We start from the raw sequence: 20,083 nt of genomic DNA on the forward strand, positions 1-20,083 counted from the left end.
CGTTTACGCTTTAAATCCAGGCTTCTAAGGACTGTGTCCCTTATAGAGCTTCCTGGATTTCTACGCGAAACGAGCTTACGTCATTAGAAATGACTACAGCCGTTTACGCTTGTCTACTTCTATTTATATCGTCAAAAGGGTATTCTGAGATTATAGTAAACAAAAGTGTTCACTAAATTTAAGGAGCTGTATGTCAGATGGGAGTTCGTCACGCACGCGAATATGCGGATATATTGAAGGAATTGACCGTTGCCGTAGGGGAAATCGAGAACAGCTATTCATTCTTTGAGATGGAGCCGGAGGAATGGGCGGCGCTAGCCTCGGAGGAACGCCAAGAGGTCATGGAGGCGCTTGCTGATGATGTGTTTTTTGGCCTCGGAGAAGATCCCGTCATTGAGATCGGCGGCGGAGCGATTACGTATAACAGCAAGCACCATGTCATAGAAGTATCGCAAGGCGACAATGTAATCCAAATCATTAGGCTTATTTAGCTTATCGTTTTGACCCATACCAGGCCGGACGCTCCCATACAATGGAGGACATTGCGACAAGCAATTGGCATTGTGGAGCGCGCCATGGCCGTTAATCTGGATTTAATCGTTGCCGCAGGACAAGCGTGATGCATCGAATACCATGCAATGGCACTCAACCTCTCCTGCCGGAGAGGGGCGAAGATATGTGTCCTCAATATGGAAGCCGGCACGCTCGTAAGCGCGGACGGCGCGCTTATTCCAACTGGCAACCTCCAGGTCGATCTCGTTGCCCGGCGAACGGCGGACCGCTTCGCGGGCAATCAGTTGAACGAAGCGGCTGCCTAATCCATGGCCCATCCGATCAGGATGCAGCCCAAGGCCTAGCCGGGTTACATGGCCCATCGGAAAATACTGCGCGTAGCCGACTAACGAATGTTGCTCGTCCAGCACAACTGCATACTGGGAGGCGCGAAGGACAGGATCGCCGAATTCGATTCCGTCCTTCTTCATGTTGGTCCATGAAGGCCAGTTGTATATGTCCAAGGGAGGCTCGTACCGCCATTCGCAGATCGAGCATGCATGTGATTCCGACATGGCGTGAATGGTCATTAACGGCTCGTTTGGTTTATAATAGAAGGTGTTGTGGTTATCGTATATCATAAACTTGATTATAGCAGATGGCGTCGATCGGGCGTAAGAACAGGGAGTCGGTTAGGATGAAGAAGCTGCTGTGGATGGGCTGTCTCTCGTATTTGGTTATTGGCATTGCGCATGTGGTCGGCGGAGCACTGCTGGAGCAATTGATAGCTTATTACGGCATTACCTATAAAGACGGCGGGCAATGGATTATGAATCAATTCATCGGATTTCTGTTCGGTGTACTGCTTGCGCCGGCTCTGACGAGCAAAGTCGGGAAGCGGGGAGCGGTGCTGATCGCCATGGCGCTGCTCACGTTAGCCGAGGCGGCATACAGCTTGCTGCTGCCCTGGGGCTGGATGCTCGCCTTTGCTCCGATCGCCGGGATCGGCTTCGGCATGACGGAGGCGATTGTAGGAGCGACGATTATTGATCATATGAAAGGAAAGGCTTCGGCCATGAGCAGGCTGGAGACTTTCTTCGGCATTGGGGCGCTGTTCATTCCGCTTACGGCCGCATTTCTTATTCAGCAGCATGTATGGCAGCTGTCCTTTCCGATCCTCTCCGCATTGGCGGGCATTACCTTTGTGCTGTGGCTTACGATGTCCTTCGGCAGCCTGGACAACAGCCTAAGCCCGCCGCAGCGGCCTGCTCTTGAGCATGAGGATGATCGGGAGCCGGAAGCGGCGATACCGAGCCATAAGAAATCTGCAGGCTGGCTTGGGTATGCGCCCAAGTCGATTCCTTTTCTGGCGTTGAGTGCGGCGTTTTTTATGATTTATGTAGGCATGGAGATGAGCTTCTCGAATTATTTGCCATCCATTCTTATAGCGCGAACAGGCATGTCGGATTCTACAGCAACAGCAGCTCTTAGCTTATTCTGGGGAACGATGGTGCTGGGGCGGCTGTTCGCGGGCATTATTGCGGACCGGATAGGCTACGCCCGTTATTTGTTCATTACAACTGCGGCAGCGGCAATTGTATTCCTTGGCATGGTTGTCTTCCAGCAGCAAAGTCTGCTGATGATCCTGATTGCGCTTAGCGGACTATGCTTCTCTGGCGTGTTCGGCATTGCGCTCGTCTATGCGAATGGCTTGCTGCCAGGCATGACAGAGCGCACAACCAGCCTGCTGGTTGCCCTTGGCGGAGTAGGCGGAGCCGTATTTCCCCGGGTAACAGGATGGTTAATGGATCGCTTCTCGACGGGACCGACGCTTTATTACCTCTCGGCTTTGGTGGTTGCATTGCTTGTCGTATTGTTAATGCTAATGCTTGCAGGACGCAAGCAGGCCAATCATAAGAACGAAAAAGAGGTTGCCCCCACATAAGGGGCAACCTCTTTGTTCTACATTATTTCTTCTCTGCAGCAACAACGAATTTCTCGAATTGCGATTCGTCCATTACGCGTGCAGCCGTTACATAGCGCGGCTTGTAGTAGGAAGAATCCAGCTTCTCGATAATAACGCCTTTGCTTGTGGAAGCGTGAGCGAAGTTACCGTCTCCAACGTAGATGCCTACATGGGAGATTCCGCCGTTGTTTTTACCGCTAGTGTCGAAGAACACCAAGTCGCCTGGTTGAAGGTCGGCTTTCGCTACTTTCGTGCCGGCGCCGGCTTGATCGGAAGATCTGCGAGGCAGGTCGATTCCCATCTTGTTGAACACGTAGCTCGTAAATCCAGAGCAATCAAATCCCTTAGTTGTCGTTCCGCCGTAGGAATAACGTGTTCCGATCAATTCATCAATGAAGCCGTCCATCTTGGATGCGCTGGCGAATGCGCTTCCAGCCTGGAAAGCGAGCATGAGTACAAGGCCCGCCAAGATGATGCTAACTTTCTTCTTCAACTTGGTGAAGCTCCTTCCGGTGCCGACGAGGTTAGCTGTGGGGTTCGGTTGAAGGTTCCCTATGATCCCTCAGGCGCCCGGCGTGCCGTGCGTCAAGATCAATTCACCCAAAGTGGTTCCCCCGTTTCCCTAGCGGGAATTAGGCAATATTTGTTTAAACAACTCTAAGCAATATAATAAATGGAAAGTGTAGATTCGTGTTGAAAATGAGTAGATTTTAATAATACAGATCGAGATTTACACGTTCGCTTATTTCGCATAGACAAAAATATAGAGATAAACATCATTTCAGCCAAGCTATGACACCTAATCCTGAGTGTATTTTCAATGGAATTTGTGTATTATAAATAGAAAACTATTTAACGGGAAAGGTTGGTCGCGATGGAGAGCGCTGTGGATAATAAGACATCATCCTCGAACTTTATTAAAAATATCGTTGTAGAAGATTTGAAGAGCGGCCGCGTGCAGGAAGTTATTACTCGCTTCCCGCCTGAGCCGAACGGATATTTGCATATCGGACATGCCAAGTCGATCTGCCTGAATTTCGAGCTCGCCGACGAGTTCAAGGGCAAGACGAACCTGCGGTTCGACGACACGAATCCGGCTAAGGAAGACACGGAATATGTAGATGCGATTAAAGAAGACGTACAATGGCTCGGATTTCATTGGGATGAGCTCAGATTTGCATCGGATTATTTTGAAGAATTATACAATCGGGCGGTTCTTCTAATTAAGAAAGGCAAAGCGTATGTATGCGACCTGACAGCGGAGCAGACCCGCGAGCTGAGAGGATCGCTTACGGAGCCGGGCAAGGACAGCCCGTACCGCAACCGCAGCGTGGAGGAAAACCTGGATTTGTTCGCGCGCATGCGCGCAGGCGAATTTAAGGAAGGCGAACGCGTATTGCGCGCCAAAATCGACATGGCTTCCCCGAATATTACTATGCGTGATCCGGTGCTGTACCGCATCTCGCATGCTCATCACCATCGCACGGGCGACGCTTGGCATATTTACCCGATGTACGATTATGCGCATCCGCTTAGCGACGCGATCGAGGGCATCTCTCATTCGATCTGTACGCTTGAGTTCGAGGATCACAGACCGCTTTACGATTGGGCGATCGCAGAATGCGAGATGGAGTCGCAGCCGCGCCAGTACGAATTCGCTCGTCTGAACGTTACGAATACGGTGATGAGCAAGCGCTACTTGAAGCAGCTCGTGGACGAAGGCATTGTCGACGGCTGGGACGATCCGCGGATGCCGACAATCAGCGGCATGCGCCGCAAGGGCTTTACGCCGGAGGCGATTCGCACGTTCTGCCGCGAGATCGGCATTGCGAAAAGCAACAGCGTGGTTGATGAGCGGAACCTGGAGCACTTTATCCGTGAGGATCTGAAGCTGAAGGCGCTTCGCACAATGGCGGTGCTTCGCCCGCTGAAGGTCGTGATTACGAACTACCCGGAAGGACAGACGGAGCTTCTGGATGCAGAGAATAATGCGGAGAATGAAGAGATGGGCGTTCGCCAAATCCCGTTCTCGCGTGAAATCTATATCGAGCGCGACGACTTTATGGAGAATCCGCCAAGCAAGTACTTCCGCCTGTTCCCTGGCAACGAAGTGCGCCTGAAGCATGCGTATTTCATTACGTGCCAGGATGTCATTAAGGACGAGAACGGAGAGGTCGTAGAGCTGCATTGCACGTATGATCCGGCGACGAAGAGCGGCAGCGGCTTCAATGCACGCAAGGTGAAGGGGACGATTCACTGGGTGGAAGCCTCGCAAGCGATCCCTGCAGACTTCCGTCTGTTCGAACCGCTTATTCTGGATGAGTCCAAGGAAGAGGATACTTCGTTCCTGGAGCGGATCAATCCGAACTCCCTTCAAGTGGAGCAAGGCTTTGTAGAGCCGAACATGAGGGAGGCGGCTGGCGGCGACAAGTTCCAATTCTTCCGCCATGGCTACTTCAATGTCGATCCGAAGGATTCGACTTCGGAGAAGCTGATTTTCAACCGTATCGTATCGCTCAAGAGCTCATTTGATCCTGCCAAAGCCTAAAGGTTAAGGTTCGGTAAGGCGGGCAGCCTGTCAAGCTTTCCGCTTGGCAGGCTGTTGTTCGTTAAGAGGGGGTTTTAGGAGATGGCGGATAAGCTTCTTCGCAACAGCATAGTGCTGGCAGGCGGCAGAAGCAGCCGGATGGGGCAGGACAAGGCGCTGCTGCTCATAGAAGGAGAGCCGCTGCTGGCCCGGTTGGTCCGACAATTGTCGGAGGTATCGGAATGCGTGACGATCGCGACAGGCACGGGGGACCGGGCAGAGCGCTATCGCGCTGTTCTGCAGAACCCGCTGCCGGAGGCAACCATCCTTTTTGCAGAAGACCGTTATCCAGGCGAGGGCCCATTATCGGGGTTGCATGCAGGACTTTGCGTCATAAAGGAAGAAGGTTATGTCTTGGTGACGGCCTGCGACATGCCGGATATTTCTTCGTCATTGCTCCTTAGGCTGCTTGAGGCGAGCTCAAGCGGCTCTGATGTGATCTATGCGCAGGGACTGCCGTTCCATGCGCTCTATCATACTCGCGTGGTCAGATTGCTGGGAGAGGCGCTGGAGCAGAGGAGTTTGCGGGTGATGAGCTTTCTTGGCGGGCTAAATACTACCGTCTTGCCGCTAGAGATCGATGGTTTAGAAGCGTCGGCGGAGCTGTTCAATCTGAATACGCAGGAAGAGTACCGAAATTATTTGAATAGAATGCGGAGAGATGGATCATGAGCACACCTACTTATGACATTCAGGATGCAAGGCCAGAGGATCTGGAGCAGATTGTAGCGATATATAATTCCACGGTCGCAAGCCGTACGGTTACGGCAGATTTGGAGCCGGTATCGGCAGGGAGCCGCCAGGCATGGTTCGACGCGCATTCGTCCGGGAAGCACCCGATCTGGGTGGTGCGGATGGAGGATGGAAGCATTGGCGCCTGGATGAGCTTTCAAGCCTTCTATGGGCGGCCTGCCTATCAGGCTACCGCTGAGATTAGCATCTATATTGCGGAGGAACAGCGGGCGAAGGGATTAGGCTCCTTCCTCGTGGAGCGAGCGATCGCAGAATGCCCGAGGCTTGGCCTGACCACGCTGCTTGGATTCGTCTTCGGCCACAATGAACCGAGTCTTCGGCTGCTGCGCAAATTCGGCTTCCTTCAATACGGGCTCCTGCCGCGGGTAGCGACACTCGACGGCATCGAGAGGGATCTTGTTATTATGGGCCGGAGAATCGATGCGGAGTAAAAGCTGATAGCAATCGGAAGGGGTGATCGACGTCAGGCTCTATCGAAAGGCTTTCAGCAAGCATACCGGCTTTAATGTGGCTGTGACGCTGCTTGCAGCTCTCTATGCCTTGATTATGCTGAACTTGTTGTTTTTGCGCGACCGTTACATGATGGACGGATATGCGTACAATTTCGTTCCATTCGATACGATCCAGCGTTATGTGGTACACCGCGATCATTTTAACTTCGATACCTGGTTCAAGAACCTGTTCGGCAATTTGGTCCTGTTTATCCCGATCGGCATGTTTCTGCCGCTCTTGAATACGCGCTTCCGGAGCAGCTTGATGCTGATTGCGGTTACCGTTATTCTAATTGGCATTATTGAGACGGCGCAGATGCTGCTGCGGGTAGGCAGCTTTGATATTGACGATATTATATTGAACACGGCCGGCGCCTGGATTGGTTTGCTGCTGACCCGGCCATTCATGAGGAGAGAGAAGCGATGAGCAAATATTGGAGTCCGCTGGCCGGATCGCTGGAGCCCTATGTGCCTGGCGAGCAGCCGAAGGACAAATCGTATATTAAGCTGAATACGAATGAGAATCCGTACCCGCCTTCCCCCAAGGCGACAGAAGCGATCAAAGCAGCAGCGGACAGCGATCTCAGGCTTTACCCTGACCCGACGTGCGATATATTGATCAAGGAAGCTGCCCGCTATTATGGCCTGCAGGAGAAGCAGGTATTCGTCGGCAACGGCTCCGATGAAGTGCTGGCCTTCGCCTTTGCCGCCTTCTTCGACCCTGCAAAACCGGTCTTATTCCCTGATATTACATACAGCTTCTACAAGGTTTATGCCAAAATGTACGGCTTGCAGCCTAAGCTGATTCCTGTAGAAGAAGACTTCGCGATTCCGCTGGAGCAATTCGCAGGCAATGCGGAGCATACCGGCATAATTCTGCCGAATCCGAATGCGCCTACGGCGAAGCTGCTGCCGCTGTCCGATCTGGAGTCGCTGCTGGAGAGGAATCCGGACCGCGTCGTTATTATAGACGAGGCTTACATCGATTTCGGCGGGGAATCTGCAGTGAAGCTTATTCCGCGCTATCCGAACCTGCTCGTGATCCAGACGCTCTCAAAATCCAGATCGCTAGCAGGCTTGCGCGTAGGCATGGCCTTCGGCTCCGAAGAGCTGATTGAGGGCCTGGACCGGATCAAAAATTCATTCAACTCCTATACGCTGGACCGGCTCGCTCTCTATGGCGCAGTTGCCTCCCTTCAAGATGAGGCTTACTTCCGCGAGACGACCGGCAAGGTCATGGAGACGCGCGAGCGCGTAGCCGGACGCGTAGCTGAGATGGGCTTCAAGCTGACCGATTCCAAAGCCAACTTCCTCTTTATCTCGCATCCGGCCATTGCAGCCAAAGAGTTGTTCCTTCGCCTTCGCGAGAAAGGGGTATTGGTTCGTTATTTTGCTTCCCCGCGTATTGACCAATACCTCCGTGTGAGTATTGGAACCGACGAGGAAATGGATGCGTTCTTGGCCGCGCTGGAGGAAAGTGTAAGAGAGTTGTCTTAATAGCAGCATGAAAAGGCAAAAAGGGTGCCGCAGCAGCCAGTCATCTGGCCAAGCGGCACCCTTTTTGCATTGTTTTAGTTATTCGTATACAACACCTGCATAATATTCAATGACATCGCGAAGCACCATGAAGAATTCTCCGTTCGTCAACGCCGTTTGGTCGGTGATCCCGTTTATCGTCTCCTGCTTTAGCCATCCGCTATTTAAAAATTCGTCCAGCGTCAGAGACTCCGCTTTCTCATTATCCATCGCATGGGCAATGGTTTTGATAGCTTGATCAAGCGTCAGCTTCTGCTCGGCCGGCTGATCGACACCGGCAATCGCTGCTGAAGGATCGCCGTGGAAGTAATCGGCATGCTGCTTCTTCACGCGATTCATGCTGTATACAATGCGCTGCATGTTGGACTTGCCGTCCAAGTCGTAGGCCATGTTGTCATGATTGCCGCTGGTCAGAAGCATGCTGACAGCTGCCACCAGGCCTTTGTACGCTTTATGCTTCACATAATAAGGCGTCTCGAAAGCATTCATGTTCAGCTCCATGCCTTGCTTGGTCAATCTGTCGCGCAGCTGCGCAATCAGCTCGGTCGACTTAGACAGCTCGCGGAAGGTGATGTTGTTCTCGGCTGCCATCTTGGCTGCCACCCCCGCAGCTTCAGCGGTCGCCATGCCAAGCGGGATGACACGCGCGCTGCCATGCGGCAGCGAATCGAAGCTGGCTGCGCGTCCAACCACAAGCAGTCCGTCGACCTTCTGCGGCACCAAGGTGCGGAATGGAACGCCATACTGCAATGGCGAATAAAGGACAAAGCCTGTATCCGTGTTGCTGGTTGCTTGAATATCGACATCATAAGAGCCATAGGCTACGGCATCCCAATGATCGCGGTTCGCCATCAGGTCAGCCATGGTCAGGCGGTATTCGCCTTGAATATGTCTCGTCTCCCGCACGTACAGCTCATCGAAGGTATAGGCAAGCTCCAGGTTTTTGAACTCGGAGTAGGTATCCTTCAAATATTGCACGATACGCGGCGCCTCGGAGCGCCCAAGCTCCATCGCCGATTGCAGGCTAGCCGGATCGAGCGGGTCGATTCCGAACAGATGCATGGCATTGATCAGGATCGTATCGTCGTTCTGCCGGCCTACATTCAGCCCGCGCAGCTTGACCCGCTCAGGATCGCTGGACACATAGTTCGCAGCGTCATGGAAGCCCCATGCGCTCATTGCATCAATGCCTGTATTCGGGATCTTGCCGAAGGAGTCCCACACCTCTTGCGTAACGCCTTTCAGGGCAAAAACAAGCGTAACGGCCATCTGGGCTTCCGGATCGCCGATATCTGAGCGGCCCTGCGTGAACGGAACGCCGGCTGCCGCTGCAAGATCGCCGTCTTGCGTAGCGTCGATGACGGCAGGCGCGGAGATATCCAGGCTTGTCCCGTCTGCCTTCACAATCCGCAGTCCCTTCACGACCCGATTGCCGTCAGTTCCCGCCTCTACAATAGGCTCCATAGATTGTGTCTTCATCAGCAAGTCAATATTGTCTTCGGCTGCTACCATGCTGTTGAATGCATTGGCAGCCGTATTCACGTCGAAGGAAGTGCCTTCTACTTTGTCATACCATTCCTGGAAGATGCCTTTGTTCAGGAAATTATGCTTGCCTGGAACGGAAGACTTCTTCGGCGAGTAGTTCAGATCGAGCGTATTCAGCCCGCCGACTGTCATCAGACCGCCCAATATTTCACGGTTCTTGCCGTCAACGAGAAGGACGTTCAGCCCATTCCTGGCTGCGGAGACAGCAGCTGCGATGCCCTCGGGATCCGTGCCGGCTACGATAACATCATAGCTGTCTTGCAGCTCCTCGATATAATGCACCTCGGCAAGCTCCTGTCTATTGTTGGTGTTGACCGTATCATTGGAGCGCAGCCAGGTATAGCCGGCCGCAGCGATGACACCCAGGACGAGCACGACGGAAGTGATGCCAACAATCGTTTTCTTCCTGGAAGCAGCCGGCGCATCATCCGGCAGCTGAAGCCCTTTGCGCGGCACATTGCCGAACAGCACCCACGAGAACGGCACAAAACGCGATACGATCGCTACTGTGAACCACGATGCTGCCAGCATCACTACCCAGCTGCCGAAGTAGCTGAGATGCTCCATCCATGCCGAGCCGAAGCTTGGCATATAGCGGTCGTACAGCATCAGGAACAACAGGTGGATGAGATAGATGCCGAACGACAGCTGCCCCATTCTGTATAGAACTTTCGAGATCCATCTCGGCATATGCCGGTAGATGAAGAAGGCGAGCCCGATTACGACAAGCGCGGCGAAGAAGGAATGGAAGTTCCACAGAAACTCATAGAGCATTCCATGATAACGGGTCCCGTATGCTCGCGCATTGAAATAGACATGCACATGGTACAGCGATACTCCGAGCCAAGCGCCGATGAGCACTACCCAGAATAGCACGCGGCTGATCGACACGTTTTCCTTGGTCATGGCTAGCCAGCTCTTGATTCTCGGGAAAAAGACGCCCATAAAGGCACCTGCGAAGAAGAATGAGAAATACGACGGCGCAAGGCTGCCTTTGTTGTCCAGCTGCCAGTCGTAGAAATTGAAATAGACAAAGATCCATTGCAAAATGAAGCCTGCCGGCACAAATCCATATACGATGCGCGGCCAGCGCTTAGCCGCCCATAGGACGATCGGGAACAGCAGATAGAACTGAATGCTGATATAGACGAAATATAAGTGCGAATATACTCGGCCGTTCACCAGCTTATCCAGAAACTCATTCATCGCCTCCATATTCCATAGAGGCAGATTGTTGGCCCATTTAATATAAATAAAATAAATGGCTGAAAATAATATGTAAGGAATAATAATGTAAAGCAGGCGCTTCTTATAGAAGCTTGCGATCAGCTTGCCGTCCAGCGGACGGTTGTAATAGCTGTAGAAGAGAACGAAGCTGCTTAACAAAATAAAGGTCGGCGTTCCGTATTTCATGAATATATTCACGAAGTTATAGAAGAAGAAATAAGCCGACTCCTTCATATAGACGGTTGCTGCGGCGCTCGCATGCACGGACAGCACGCCGATAATTGCAATGGCTCTCACCAGTTGCAACTCGGGGATATGCTCTTTTTTCAAATTCGATTGATTGGTCATGATCCTACCTTTCCTCTTGCCGGTATTAGGGGCCAAATCGATTAAATGGTATCATTATCATATAGGAAGATGCAAGATTGAGAGGCTGCAAATATTGGAAGGCAGGGGCGAAGTCCATCCGCGGCTTTGCATTAAAAAAGCGGCTGCCTCATGGGCGCCGCCGTCTTGCTTCTTGACCTGCTATTGCTCCTTGTCGAAAGCCTCTATCAGCTCCCTTGCCCGTTCGATCTCTTTCTTCGGCACATGAATCCGTTTCAGCGTACTTCCTTCAAAGGTGATTTTGGACTTGATGCCATGGCTCTTGAACAGTGCCTGAAGCCGATCGATCACATCTGTCCTTGATCCTGTTTCCGTGCGCACCGCAACCCAGCGGTTGCCGAACAAACCCATCGTATTCACCTCCTCTTCCGCGCCGCTCGCCGCGCTTGTTTGGAGACTCCTTTCATATATATTCAGGGCCATGATTCGCTCATGACTGCGTTGGTTAAAATTATAAAGAAGGCGGCCATTCGTACGGTGTGCGAATCCCGGTGAATATGTGTTCGCAGACTATGGGCAATCTAATGGGGAAGCGGGCCGGATTGCGCTTGACAACATCAACTGTAACGGATATTATTACAGTATAACGCAGGGAGGCCCGCTTACCGTGAACAGTGAATTTACAATTGCCGTACACAGTCTCGTCTACTTGGCTTATTTGCCAGAGAAGATGGCAAGCAGCGACATGATCTCCGATAACGTGCGTACGCATTCCGCCCGTGTCCGCAAGGTGATGAGCGCATTGCGCAAAGGCGGCTTTGTCGAAACTCGGGAAGGCTCCGGCGGAGGCTACCGACTGACGCTTGATCCGGAATCCGTTACGCTCGCAGACATCTATCGCGTCATGGCTCAAGGCTCGCTTATACCGAGCTGGTGCTCCGGCAGTCCAGAGATGGAATGCGTCGTGGGCTCCAATATGAATCAGGTCATGTTCGGCATCTTTTGCCAGGCGGAGCAACAACTGGAGGAGCATTTCAGAGGCATTACGATCAGCGATGTCCTGAAGCAAATTCATGCCTGCTAACAGAGGTTGTTCAAAAAGTCGTCTATTGATTACGAAGCATGTCCGAGATGCCTATTCGACACAGCTTATCTTTGGTGAGACGGGACTTCCCTTTATCATAAACATGTCTTTAGAGAGGATGATTGACAATGGCAGCAGTAGCATTGACAAAAGATAACTTTACACAAAGCGTAGAGAGCGGCGTATCCTTGGTAGACTTCTGGGCTCCATGGTGCGGACCTTGCAAAATGCAGCTTCCAATCGTTGAGGAGCTTGCGGGCGAGCTTGCAGGCCAAGCAACAATCGCAAAAATCAACGTGGACGAAGAGCCTGAGCTGGCTTCCCAGTTCGGCGTAATGAGCATTCCGACTTTGATTCTGTTCAAAGACGGCCAGCCAGTCGACAAAATGGTCGGTCTGCAAAGCAAAGACGCTCTGAAAAACAAAATCTCCAACCAAATGTAAGAACTTAGCCGTCCTTATATGAAGGGCGGATGGAACGCCGCCGTACTTGCAGCGAAAGCTGCCGGGACGGCGGCGTTTTTTATTTTATTTAAAATCTGCAACCGTATGTCAGACAATCTCGTTATAAATATGAATAAATTTACAATTAAGTCAGGAGGAACGAGAGTGAGCTTACGAATCAGGAAAGCGGTGGCATTAAGCGTTGCGGTTGCCATGCTGGCAGGTCTATGCGGCGTGCCTTACGCATCCGCGAATAATGCGGCCGCCAAAGCCGAAGCTGAACATTCAGCTTCTGGCAATACGGCTTCAAGCGATTCAGAGAGCAAGGACGGCGCGGCGGCAAAAGGGTCCATCAACAAGGCTCAGGCAGAAAAGCTTCTTAGACAATACATAAACATTCCGAGCGACTACAAGGTTCAGAGCTCGAGCAGCACAACGGTGAAAAAGCAAAGGGGCTCAGTGCCCGTGTGGAGCATGGACTTCATTAAGACCGTGAATGGAAAGCGCCTTGGCACAATCTATGCATCCCTGGATGCGAACAGCGGACAATTGCTCAGCTTCGAATCCTATAATGATCAGACGGGTGCCAAGCCTGTCTACCCGCTAAAGGTGAACCGCGATGCCGCGCAGAAGCTGGCTGCTAATTTCATCAGTGAAGTCGCAAAAGACTATGTCTCCCAAGTAAAGTTCAATTCTGAGGAAGGGGATAGTCTGCTGCCTCCATTGTCGGGAGAGGTTCGTCATGAGCTGCGTTATGACCGGATTGTGAACGGGATTCCATATCTCGACAATTCTATTCAGCTATCCATCGACAGCGAGGGACATGTGCTTCGGTTCAGGCTGGATTGGGATGATACGATCGTATTCCCTGCTTCGGTCAAGCCGATTACAGAGGGGGAGGCGGCCGCGAGCATACGCAAGCATGCTGTGCCGGAGCTGTTCTACTTTATCCCGCAATCGGGCCAGAAGAAAGAACCTGCCCTTTACTATGACGTACAGCCGGTTGTGATTCATGCGGAGACCGGGGAGCAGCTGCCTGGCAACGGATATGTGATGCGCAATCGCCAAGAAGCGTCGAAGGAGCCATTATCGGCTGAACCGCTCGCGAAGCCGCCTGTGCCCGGCTCGCTGACGCAAACCGATGCGGAAGAGGCCGTCGTGAAGGCATTTGCGCTGCCGGAGGAATACAAGCTGCAGAATGCCAGCTTTAATGAATATACGGATGAGGCGGATAAGACGGGCGCCAGATGGAGCCTGGAATGGGCTGCCATGAAAGACGGCAAGGAAAGCGGCTTCGCCTACGCAAGCGTAGATGGCCGCACGGGAGCAATAACCGAATTCTATACGTATAAGAACGGCAAGCGCGGCGAAGCGGCGGAGGGCGGCATTACGCTTGGTCAAGCGGTTGAACGCGCTATCGGCGCGGTCAAGCAGCTGCTGCCGTGGCAGACGCATGAGATCTATCTCCAGAAACCAGCCGAAGACCAGTACAAGGACCGTAAGCCGGAAGAAATAGGTTCCTACTATATTACATTTGTGCGCAAGATTCATGGAGCAACGGTCATTTTCGATCATATCTCGGTCGGAATTAACGCTGTGACGGGCTCGGTGGAAAATTTCAGCGCCTACGTGTCTGATTATAAATATCCGGAGCAGGCGCCCGAAACGGTGGATCACAAGCTTGTGTTAGACCGTTTCATGGATTATTACAATATGAAGCTGACCTACCGGCTGTTCTCGGAATACAGCCTGAACGGCCAGCCTATTCCGGTAGAGAAGTATCAGACCCTGCTTGCGGCTGGCATAGCTAGCTCTGAGGAGATTTCGCAGCAATCAAAAGTGGAGCTGGTCTATCAATTGACGCCAAAGCCTCGTCCCGAGAACGTCTTGCTTGATGCGGTTACCGGGGAGTGGCGCAGCAGCGAGACAGGCGATCCTGCCGGGCTCGAAATTCCGAAGGCGAGGGATGCGGAGGGCCATTGGGCGGAGGAGTCGCTGGGTCTAATGGTTGCCTATAAGGCTTTGGACCTAGTCGATGGCAAAGTGCGTCCGAATGAAGCGATCACCCGCGGCGAGCTGATTAAGATGCTGGTGCTGGCGAGAAGCGGAGGGCGCCAATACGGCTTTGACGCGTTCTCATTAGCCAGCACAGCATCCTTCAAGGATGTCCAGGCAGGCTCCGCTTACTTCGCGTATGTGGAAAGCGCATTGCAGCAAAATCTGATTGATGTCGGAGACGGCTCGTTCAATCCGAATGCCAAGGTATCCCGTGACGAGATGGCAGAGCTTATCGTCAGGGCGCTGGGCTACAATTCGCTGGCGAACAATGACCATATCTTCAAAGCGAACTTCAAAGACGGCAAGGATATACAGAATACAGGCCAAGCTGCAATCGTAGTCGGCCTCCGCATCATGAGCTTGACGGACGGCAAGTTCCTGCCCAAGAAGCAGGTGACAAGAGCTGAGGCTTCCATCGCATTCTTCCGCTATCTGCAGAAGCGGGCCGAATTGCAGGAAGCGCCGCTTCGGATGTAAGGATCATACCCAAAAGAGAAGGCGATTCGCATCTGCGGATCGCCTCTTTTGACCAGGTGTAAATTTTCCCCCTATTTTAGAGAAATGTACCCCTAAAGTCCATAGGAATGTCCCCCCCGTAATTAGAGGAATGTCCCCCCGAAAACGCCCTCTGAGCCGTTGACGACCCAGTAGATATGTCCTAACATTTTGAGTGTAGGGCAAACGAATTCCGGTGAAATGATCCGGCTGAGGTCCTAATAACACTAAGGGGGATTTTCGAAGTGAAGAAATCGGCATTGACTATCGTAAGCTTGCTTCTCGTGATGACAATGTTCCTTGCTGCTTGCGGCGGCAATAAGAACAACACCAATGGCGGCGCAAGCAACACGCCTTCTAGCACGCCATCTGAATCGACTGAGCCATCCAAAGCTCCAGACCCAGTTAACCTCCGTGTATTCTCCACATTCGGCGGCACTGACACAGCTCGCGAAGCTTTCCAAAAAGCGCTGGACGAGTTCACAGCTGCTAATCCGCATGTAAAAATCGAGAACGACACAATGTCCGCTAACGATGACGGTTTTAGAACAAAAGTAAATACAGACATGACAAGCGGCAACGAGCCGGACCTTCTGTTCTACTTCATCGGCACTGACGCTTCAGAAATCATCAAGTCTGGTAAAGTTGTACCTCTTGACGAGGTTCTTGACGGCGACCCAGAGTGGAAAAACGGTTTCGCTCCAGCGGCTCTTGAGTTCGCTAAACACGAAGACGGCAAAACATACGCAATTCCTTTGACAGGTTTCTTCGAAGGTCTGCTTGTTAACAAAAAGATCTTCGCTGACAACAACATCGAGCTTCCAACTGATTGGGAGAAAATGAAAGCAGCTGTTTCCGGCCTGAAAGCTAAAGGCATCATTCCTTTGTCCGGTCCATTCGACCAATCCCACTACCTGCTTGAGCACTTCATTCTGGCAGCAGCTGGTTCCGAGAGCCAAAACAAAGGTCTGAAAGAAGCTGTAGATCCAAACTGGGCAAAAGGCCTGGACGCTATGAAAGAACTGTATGACCTTGGCGCATTCCCAGAAGACGCTGCTACAATCGACCTTGGTATGGCAGCGAACTACTACTCCGAAGGCTTGGCTGCTATGGTCCTTGAAGGATCGTGGGCAATCGGCGGTCTGTCCGACGAGACAAAAGCTAACACAACTGTTCTTCCTTTCCCTGCTATCCCAGGCGGCGCAGGCACAGGCAAAGACGTTGTAGGCGGCTTCGGTACTGGTTTCTACGTATCCAAAGCAACTTATGACGACGCTGCTAAGAAAGAAGCTACAATCGCATTGCTGAAACACCTGACTTCCCCTGCAACAATCAAAAACATCGCTACAGCTAACGGCGGTACGCCAGCAGCTGCAGGCGTTGAGCCAGAAGGCATGGCACAAGCAGTTCTTGACGGATTCAAAATGGTATCGGAAGCTACTTCCGTTAACTCGCCAATTGACTCCAAAGTTACTCCAGAAACATTCTCCGAGCTTCGCGCTAACGTACAGCCTGTCGTAACAGGCAAGAAAACCGGTGCTGAAGCGATTGATGCGGCTAAGAAAATCGAGGACGCAGCGAAGTAAGAACGTTTCTAACGATTCATTCGCGCAAGGAAAAATGATAGCCGCCGCCCCTCTGATTCAAGGGCGGCGTCATCATTTCCGAGCCTTGCGGCAGAAAATAAACATCAAAGGTGATAAATGATGAAGGGCGATCGCAAGTATATCGTGATGTTTCTGTTGCCGGCGGCAGCATTTATGTCAGTGTTCCTGTACTATCCGTTCTTTAAGAGCTTGTTTCTGAGCTTCTTCAGAACAAAAGGGTTTACGACAAAAACGTATGTCGGCTTGGATAACTATGTCCGTATGTTCTCAGACAATTTACTTGGCGCCGCCACCCTTCATACATTGGAATTAATGTTTTATGTAATCGTGTTCCAAGTGGGTATCGCGCTGATTCTGGCAGTTTTAGTCGACAACATTACTTGGGGTAAAGGTTTTTTCAGAACGGTGTTTTTCTTCCCGGTCGTGATCTCGGGTACGGCAATCGCATTGCTTTTCGTATTGTTCTACAATTACCAATTCGGATTGCTGAATACAATCCTGCAAAACCTCGGCTTCTCGAAAGTAAACTGGCTAAGCGAAAGCACGGCCCTCAAAGCGGTTGCGATTCCAACCGTATGGCATTATGTAGGCTTCTATTTCGTACTTTTCCTTACCGCGATGACCAAGATTCCATCCGACTTTTACGAAGCGGCTAAGCTGGAAGGGATTACAGGCGTTAAGAAAACGTTCCTGCTGACCATTCCGCTTATTATGAGCGATATCAAAGTTGTTATTACGCTGGCGATTACGGGCACGCTCAAGGTGTTCGAATTCATCTACGTATTGACTAGAGGCCAGAACGGAACCGAAGTGCTCGGTACGTACATGTACAAGAAAGCGATGGTTGACCTGAACTACGGTTATGGCTCAACAATTGCCATCTACATTGTAGTGTTCGGCGTACTCTTGTCTCTGCTCGCCAACCGACTTCTGAAAAGAGATGAAATCACATACTAAGCTGGTTTAGGGGTGTACGTTTATGCAGCAATTAGCAAGAGGAGAGCAAAAAGTATACAAACGGAAGAAAATCAATTTCAGCGTTGGGCAATTGATTTCCTACCTCGTGTTGTTCGCTTGGTCCCTGTCGACGATATACGCCATGTTCTGGATCGTGAACAACTCGTTCAAGGTATCCCGTGACGTTATGAACAGCTCGTTTAAAATCGCATTTGATCCTGTAATGGTTAACTATACAAATGCATTCGACCGTATCAATATCGGCAAAGGCTACCTGAACAGCTTGATTATGTCCGGCGGCACGGTACTGCTGGTGCTTCTGTTCGGCGGCCTGGCGGCGTATGTACTCTCCCGGTTTAACTTCCGGGGCAGAAAAGCGCTGTTCTCGATCCTGTACGCAAGCCTGCTTATCCCGGCATTCGCAACAGTAGTTCCAGTCTACGAATTGCTGATCAAGACGCAATTGGTCAACACGTATTTCGGCTTGATGTTCCCTCAGACGGCGGGCAACTTGACCTTCGCGATTCTTGTTCTGGCTGGCTACATGTCTACGATCCCGAAGGAGCTTGAGGAAGCGGCCTTTATTGATGGATGTAACCGATTTACGTTATTTACCAAGATTTTATTGCCGATCTCGAGACCTGCATTTGCTTCCGCAGCGATTTTCGTCTTCCTGTGGTCGTATAATGACTTGTTCTCCGCGCTCATCTTTGTTAACAAAGAAGCAGTCCGTCCAATCGTATTGCTCCTGAGCGAGATCAGCTCCCAGTACGGTACGGATTTTGGTCTGATGGCTACTGCCGTTTCGTTGACCGTCGTTCCTGTTTTGATCGTATACCTGTTTATTTCGAAGTATATCGAGAAGGGCCTGACAGAAGGCGCGGTGAAGGGCTAATCCTTTCCTTGCCCTGTCTTATAGGTGGGAGACTCTGCAGCCACGCAGTGGCCGGTATGAACCGGCTGCAGCGTGGCTGTATGAGTTTACGGTACTGAATGAATGCCATTATCGTGTTCGGGGCTAGTCTGTCTTCTTATTGGCGGATGAGAAGTTGGTCACCGATTTAGCGTCCTCCACGTTATCGTTCACAAAAGCCATATCTTGATTTTTGGCTTTCATCTTAGTGGTTCCTTTGTAATTGCCTTTATGGGATTGATTCTCCATTGTCTTCACCTCCTGCTGATCCATAGTATGGCCTGCAGGAGCAAGAGCATTCCTTGCTGCTTAGCTGTGGGATTGCTTAGGATGTGCCGGCCAGCGCGCTAATGCCGCAGAATGCGGTATGGATTGGCCGTAGCCCTTTCAAAGTGGAAGGCGCTAAGGTATAATTACGGAAGTTGTTTACTTTTCGGATAATAAGGAGTGTCTCATACATGGCTTTGAAAGCTGGGATTGTAGGTCTGCCGAACGTGGGCAAGTCGACCTTGTTTAATGCGATTACGCAAGCGGGAGCGGAGTCTGCGAACTACCCGTTCTGTACGATTGATCCTAACGTAGGGGTAGTAGAGGTGCCGGATGAGCGTCTGGACAAGCTTGTGGAGCTGGTTGTTCCGAAGAGCATCGTGCCAACGGCATTCGAGTTTGTGGATATTGCCGGACTTGTTGCAGGCGCGAGCAAAGGCGAAGGACTCGGCAACAAATTCCTTGCCCATATTCGCGAAGTTGACGCAATCGTGCATGTGGTGCGCTGCTTCCAGGATGAGAACATTACGCATGTCGCGGGCAAAGTAGATCCGATCAGCGACATTACGACAATTAACCTGGAGCTGATTCTCGCTGACCTGGATACGGTGGAGAAACGGATCGAGCGCGCGCGTAAAAACTTGAAGGGCGGCGACAAGAAAGTCGCTCAGGAAGTGGAAGTGCTGGAGCGTTTGAAGGAATCGCTATTCAATGACAAGCCTGCCCGCAGCCTGGAGCTGACAGACGATGAGAAGGTGCTTGTTCGTGATCTTCATCTGCTTACGATGAAGCCGGTGCTGTATGCGACGAATGTCAGCGAAGCAGAGGCAGGCGGTACTGACGACAACGAATACGTACAAATCGTGCGTAAGTTCGCTGCTGAGGAAGGTGCGGAAGTGGTGCCAATCAGCGCGAAGGTGGAATCCGAGATTGCCGAGCTTGAAGGCGAGGACAAGGAGATGTTCCTGCAAGAGCTGGGCATGGCGGAATCTGGCCTTAACCGGTTGATTCGCGCAGCCTACAAGCTGCTTGGCCTATACACGTACTTCACAGCAGGCGTACAGGAAGTCCGCGCATGGACGATTCGCCAAGGCACGAAAGCGCCTCAAGCGGCAGGCGTGATTCATACCGACTTCGAGCGCGGCTTTATCCGTGCAGAGGTCGTGTCGTTCGATGATTTGGCCGCGGCAGGTTCCATGGGCGTGGCTCGCGAGCGAGGACAGCTCCGTCTGGAAGGCAAGGAATATGTGGTGCGCGACGGAGACGTTATGCACTTCCGCTTCAATGTATAAGGGATAGCTAATCAATGTCAACAGGTTAAGACTTATCAATGTA

The 20,083-nt window shown here is 51.7% G+C and carries 19 protein-coding genes and 1 riboswitch; of the genes, 14 read left to right on the forward strand and 5 right to left on the reverse strand.

Going from position 1 to position 20,083, the window contains the following annotated elements; translation table 11 throughout:
* Nucleotides 1-197 precede the first annotated feature (197 nt).
* Nucleotides 198-491 (forward strand): hypothetical protein, encoded by a 294-nt coding sequence (locus D3P09_RS25365; RefSeq protein ID WP_120114239.1) that lies wholly within the window; start codon nt 198-200, stop codon nt 489-491.
* A gap of 102 nt (nt 492-593) precedes the next feature.
* Here the strand turns inward: D3P09_RS25365 and D3P09_RS25370 are convergent, their stop codons facing one another.
* Nucleotides 594-1,082 carry a GNAT family N-acetyltransferase gene (locus D3P09_RS25370; protein ID WP_120114240.1) on the reverse strand — a complete coding sequence of 163 codons (489 nt, stop codon included), beginning with the start codon at nt 1,080-1,082 and terminating at the stop codon, nt 594-596.
* Between the two features lie 107 nt (nt 1,083-1,189).
* On the opposite strand from D3P09_RS25370, the gene D3P09_RS25375 reads away from it, so the two are divergent.
* On the forward strand, nt 1,190-2,437 hold the full coding sequence (locus tag D3P09_RS25375; protein WP_120114241.1) for an MFS transporter: 1,248 nt from the start codon (nt 1,190-1,192) through the stop codon (nt 2,435-2,437).
* Nucleotides 2,438-2,459: 22 nt separating this feature from the next.
* Here the strand turns inward: D3P09_RS25375 and D3P09_RS25380 are convergent, their stop codons facing one another.
* Complete coding sequence (locus D3P09_RS25380) at nt 2,460-2,951, reverse strand: C40 family peptidase (protein ID WP_120114242.1); 492 nt, start codon at nt 2,949-2,951, stop codon at nt 2,460-2,462.
* Between the two features lie 5 nt (nt 2,952-2,956).
* Nucleotides 2,957-3,107, reverse strand: a riboswitch (cyclic di-AMP (ydaO/yuaA leader).
* A 225-nt stretch (nt 3,108-3,332) separates the two neighbouring features.
* On the opposite strand from D3P09_RS25380, the gene D3P09_RS25385 reads away from it, so the two are divergent.
* The 5 genes from D3P09_RS25385 to hisC all read left to right on the forward strand — a co-directional run bounded on the left by D3P09_RS25385 (nt 3,333) and on the right by hisC (nt 7,786).
* Nucleotides 3,333-5,006, forward strand: a complete 1,674-nt coding sequence (locus D3P09_RS25385) for a glutamine--tRNA ligase/YqeY domain fusion protein (protein ID WP_207892554.1) — start codon at nt 3,333-3,335, stop codon at nt 5,004-5,006.
* Nucleotides 5,007-5,087: 81 nt separating this feature from the next.
* A complete protein-coding gene (gene mobA, locus D3P09_RS25390) occupies nt 5,088-5,717 on the forward strand; it encodes a molybdenum cofactor guanylyltransferase (RefSeq protein WP_120114243.1) in 630 nt (209 codons plus the stop codon).
* Nucleotides 5,714-6,229, forward strand: coding sequence for a GNAT family N-acetyltransferase (locus D3P09_RS25395; RefSeq protein WP_120114244.1), 516 nt, complete (start codon nt 5,714-5,716; stop codon nt 6,227-6,229). Before mobA ends, D3P09_RS25395 begins: the two co-directional genes overlap by 4 nt.
* A gap of 22 nt (nt 6,230-6,251) precedes the next feature.
* Entirely contained in the window at nt 6,252-6,716 is a 465-nt protein-coding gene (locus D3P09_RS25400) for a VanZ family protein (RefSeq protein ID WP_243644494.1), read from the forward strand.
* The gene (gene hisC / locus D3P09_RS25405; RefSeq protein WP_120114245.1) at nt 6,713-7,786 is read left to right on the forward strand and encodes a histidinol-phosphate transaminase; all 1,074 of its coding nucleotides are present in this window, start codon (nt 6,713-6,715) and stop codon (nt 7,784-7,786) included. The genes D3P09_RS25400 and hisC overlap by 4 nt, the downstream gene beginning before the upstream one ends.
* Nucleotides 7,787-7,864: 78 nt before the next feature.
* On the opposite strand, the gene D3P09_RS25410 is transcribed toward hisC, so the two are convergent.
* The gene (locus tag D3P09_RS25410; RefSeq protein WP_243644496.1) at nt 7,865-10,945 is read right to left on the reverse strand and encodes an FAD-dependent oxidoreductase; all 3,081 of its coding nucleotides are present in this window, start codon (nt 10,943-10,945) and stop codon (nt 7,865-7,867) included.
* Nucleotides 10,946-11,125: 180 nt separating this feature from the next.
* Complete coding sequence (locus tag D3P09_RS25415; RefSeq protein WP_120114246.1) at nt 11,126-11,335, reverse strand: hypothetical protein; 210 nt, start codon at nt 11,333-11,335, stop codon at nt 11,126-11,128.
* A 256-nt stretch (nt 11,336-11,591) separates the two neighbouring features.
* Between D3P09_RS25415 and D3P09_RS25420 the strand changes: the two genes are divergently transcribed.
* From D3P09_RS25420 to D3P09_RS25445, 6 genes are all read left to right on the forward strand, one after another.
* Complete coding sequence (locus tag D3P09_RS25420; RefSeq protein ID WP_120114247.1) at nt 11,592-12,008, forward strand: RrF2 family transcriptional regulator; 417 nt, start codon at nt 11,592-11,594, stop codon at nt 12,006-12,008.
* A 128-nt stretch (nt 12,009-12,136) separates the two neighbouring features.
* Nucleotides 12,137-12,451 carry a thioredoxin gene (trxA, locus tag D3P09_RS25425; protein WP_120114248.1) on the forward strand — a complete coding sequence of 105 codons (315 nt, stop codon included), beginning with the start codon at nt 12,137-12,139 and terminating at the stop codon, nt 12,449-12,451.
* A gap of 165 nt (nt 12,452-12,616) precedes the next feature.
* Entirely contained in the window at nt 12,617-14,986 is a 2,370-nt protein-coding gene (locus D3P09_RS25430; RefSeq protein ID WP_165867581.1) for an S-layer homology domain-containing protein, read from the forward strand.
* Nucleotides 14,987-15,249: 263 nt separating this feature from the next.
* Nucleotides 15,250-16,590 carry an ABC transporter substrate-binding protein gene (locus D3P09_RS25435; RefSeq protein ID WP_120114250.1) on the forward strand — a complete coding sequence of 447 codons (1,341 nt, stop codon included), beginning with the start codon at nt 15,250-15,252 and terminating at the stop codon, nt 16,588-16,590.
* A gap of 117 nt (nt 16,591-16,707) precedes the next feature.
* Nucleotides 16,708-17,568 (forward strand): carbohydrate ABC transporter permease, encoded by an 861-nt coding sequence (locus D3P09_RS25440; protein WP_243644498.1) that lies wholly within the window; start codon nt 16,708-16,710, stop codon nt 17,566-17,568.
* 22 nt (nt 17,569-17,590) lie between these two features.
* Entirely contained in the window at nt 17,591-18,463 is an 873-nt protein-coding gene (locus D3P09_RS25445) for a carbohydrate ABC transporter permease (RefSeq protein ID WP_120114252.1), read from the forward strand.
* Nucleotides 18,464-18,586: 123 nt separating this feature from the next.
* On the opposite strand, the gene D3P09_RS27870 is transcribed toward D3P09_RS25445, so the two are convergent.
* The gene (locus D3P09_RS27870; protein ID WP_165867582.1) at nt 18,587-18,730 is read right to left on the reverse strand and encodes a hypothetical protein; all 144 of its coding nucleotides are present in this window, start codon (nt 18,728-18,730) and stop codon (nt 18,587-18,589) included.
* A 209-nt stretch (nt 18,731-18,939) separates the two neighbouring features.
* On the opposite strand from D3P09_RS27870, the gene ychF reads away from it, so the two are divergent.
* Complete coding sequence (gene ychF / locus D3P09_RS25450; RefSeq protein ID WP_120114253.1) at nt 18,940-20,040, forward strand: redox-regulated ATPase YchF; 1,101 nt, start codon at nt 18,940-18,942, stop codon at nt 20,038-20,040.
* Nucleotides 20,041-20,083: the final 43 nt, after the last annotated feature.

It is taken from the genome of Paenibacillus pinisoli, assembly GCF_003605435.1.
Classification (GTDB): Bacteria; Bacillota; Bacilli; order Paenibacillales; family Paenibacillaceae; genus Pristimantibacillus; species Pristimantibacillus pinisoli.

Excerpts from the sequence above, each read along its gene's own strand:
- trxA (WP_120114248.1), top strand. The coding sequence starts at position 12,137 with ATGGCAGCAGTAGCATTGACAAAAGATAACTTTACACAAAGCGTAGAG.
- D3P09_RS25410 (WP_243644496.1), bottom strand. The coding sequence starts at position 10,945 with ATGACCAATCAATCGAATTTGAAAAAAGAGCATATCCCCGAGTTGCAA.
- D3P09_RS25365 (WP_120114239.1), top strand. The coding sequence starts at position 198 with ATGGGAGTTCGTCACGCACGCGAATATGCGGATATATTGAAGGAATTG.
- D3P09_RS25385 (WP_207892554.1), top strand. The coding sequence starts at position 3,333 with ATGGAGAGCGCTGTGGATAATAAGACATCATCCTCGAACTTTATTAAA.
- D3P09_RS25375 (WP_120114241.1), top strand. The coding sequence starts at position 1,190 with ATGAAGAAGCTGCTGTGGATGGGCTGTCTCTCGTATTTGGTTATTGGC.
- D3P09_RS25445 (WP_120114252.1), top strand. The coding sequence starts at position 17,591 with ATGCAGCAATTAGCAAGAGGAGAGCAAAAAGTATACAAACGGAAGAAA.
- D3P09_RS25415 (WP_120114246.1), bottom strand. The coding sequence starts at position 11,335 with ATGGGTTTGTTCGGCAACCGCTGGGTTGCGGTGCGCACGGAAACAGGA.
- ychF (WP_120114253.1), top strand. The coding sequence starts at position 18,940 with ATGGCTTTGAAAGCTGGGATTGTAGGTCTGCCGAACGTGGGCAAGTCG.
- hisC (WP_120114245.1), top strand. The coding sequence starts at position 6,713 with ATGAGCAAATATTGGAGTCCGCTGGCCGGATCGCTGGAGCCCTATGTG.
- D3P09_RS27870 (WP_165867582.1), bottom strand. The coding sequence starts at position 18,730 with ATGGAGAATCAATCCCATAAAGGCAATTACAAAGGAACCACTAAGATG.
- D3P09_RS25395 (WP_120114244.1), top strand. The coding sequence starts at position 5,714 with ATGAGCACACCTACTTATGACATTCAGGATGCAAGGCCAGAGGATCTG.
- mobA (WP_120114243.1), top strand. The coding sequence starts at position 5,088 with ATGGCGGATAAGCTTCTTCGCAACAGCATAGTGCTGGCAGGCGGCAGA.
- D3P09_RS25440 (WP_243644498.1), top strand. The coding sequence starts at position 16,708 with ATGATGAAGGGCGATCGCAAGTATATCGTGATGTTTCTGTTGCCGGCG.
- D3P09_RS25370 (WP_120114240.1), bottom strand. The coding sequence starts at position 1,082 with ATGACCATTCACGCCATGTCGGAATCACATGCATGCTCGATCTGCGAA.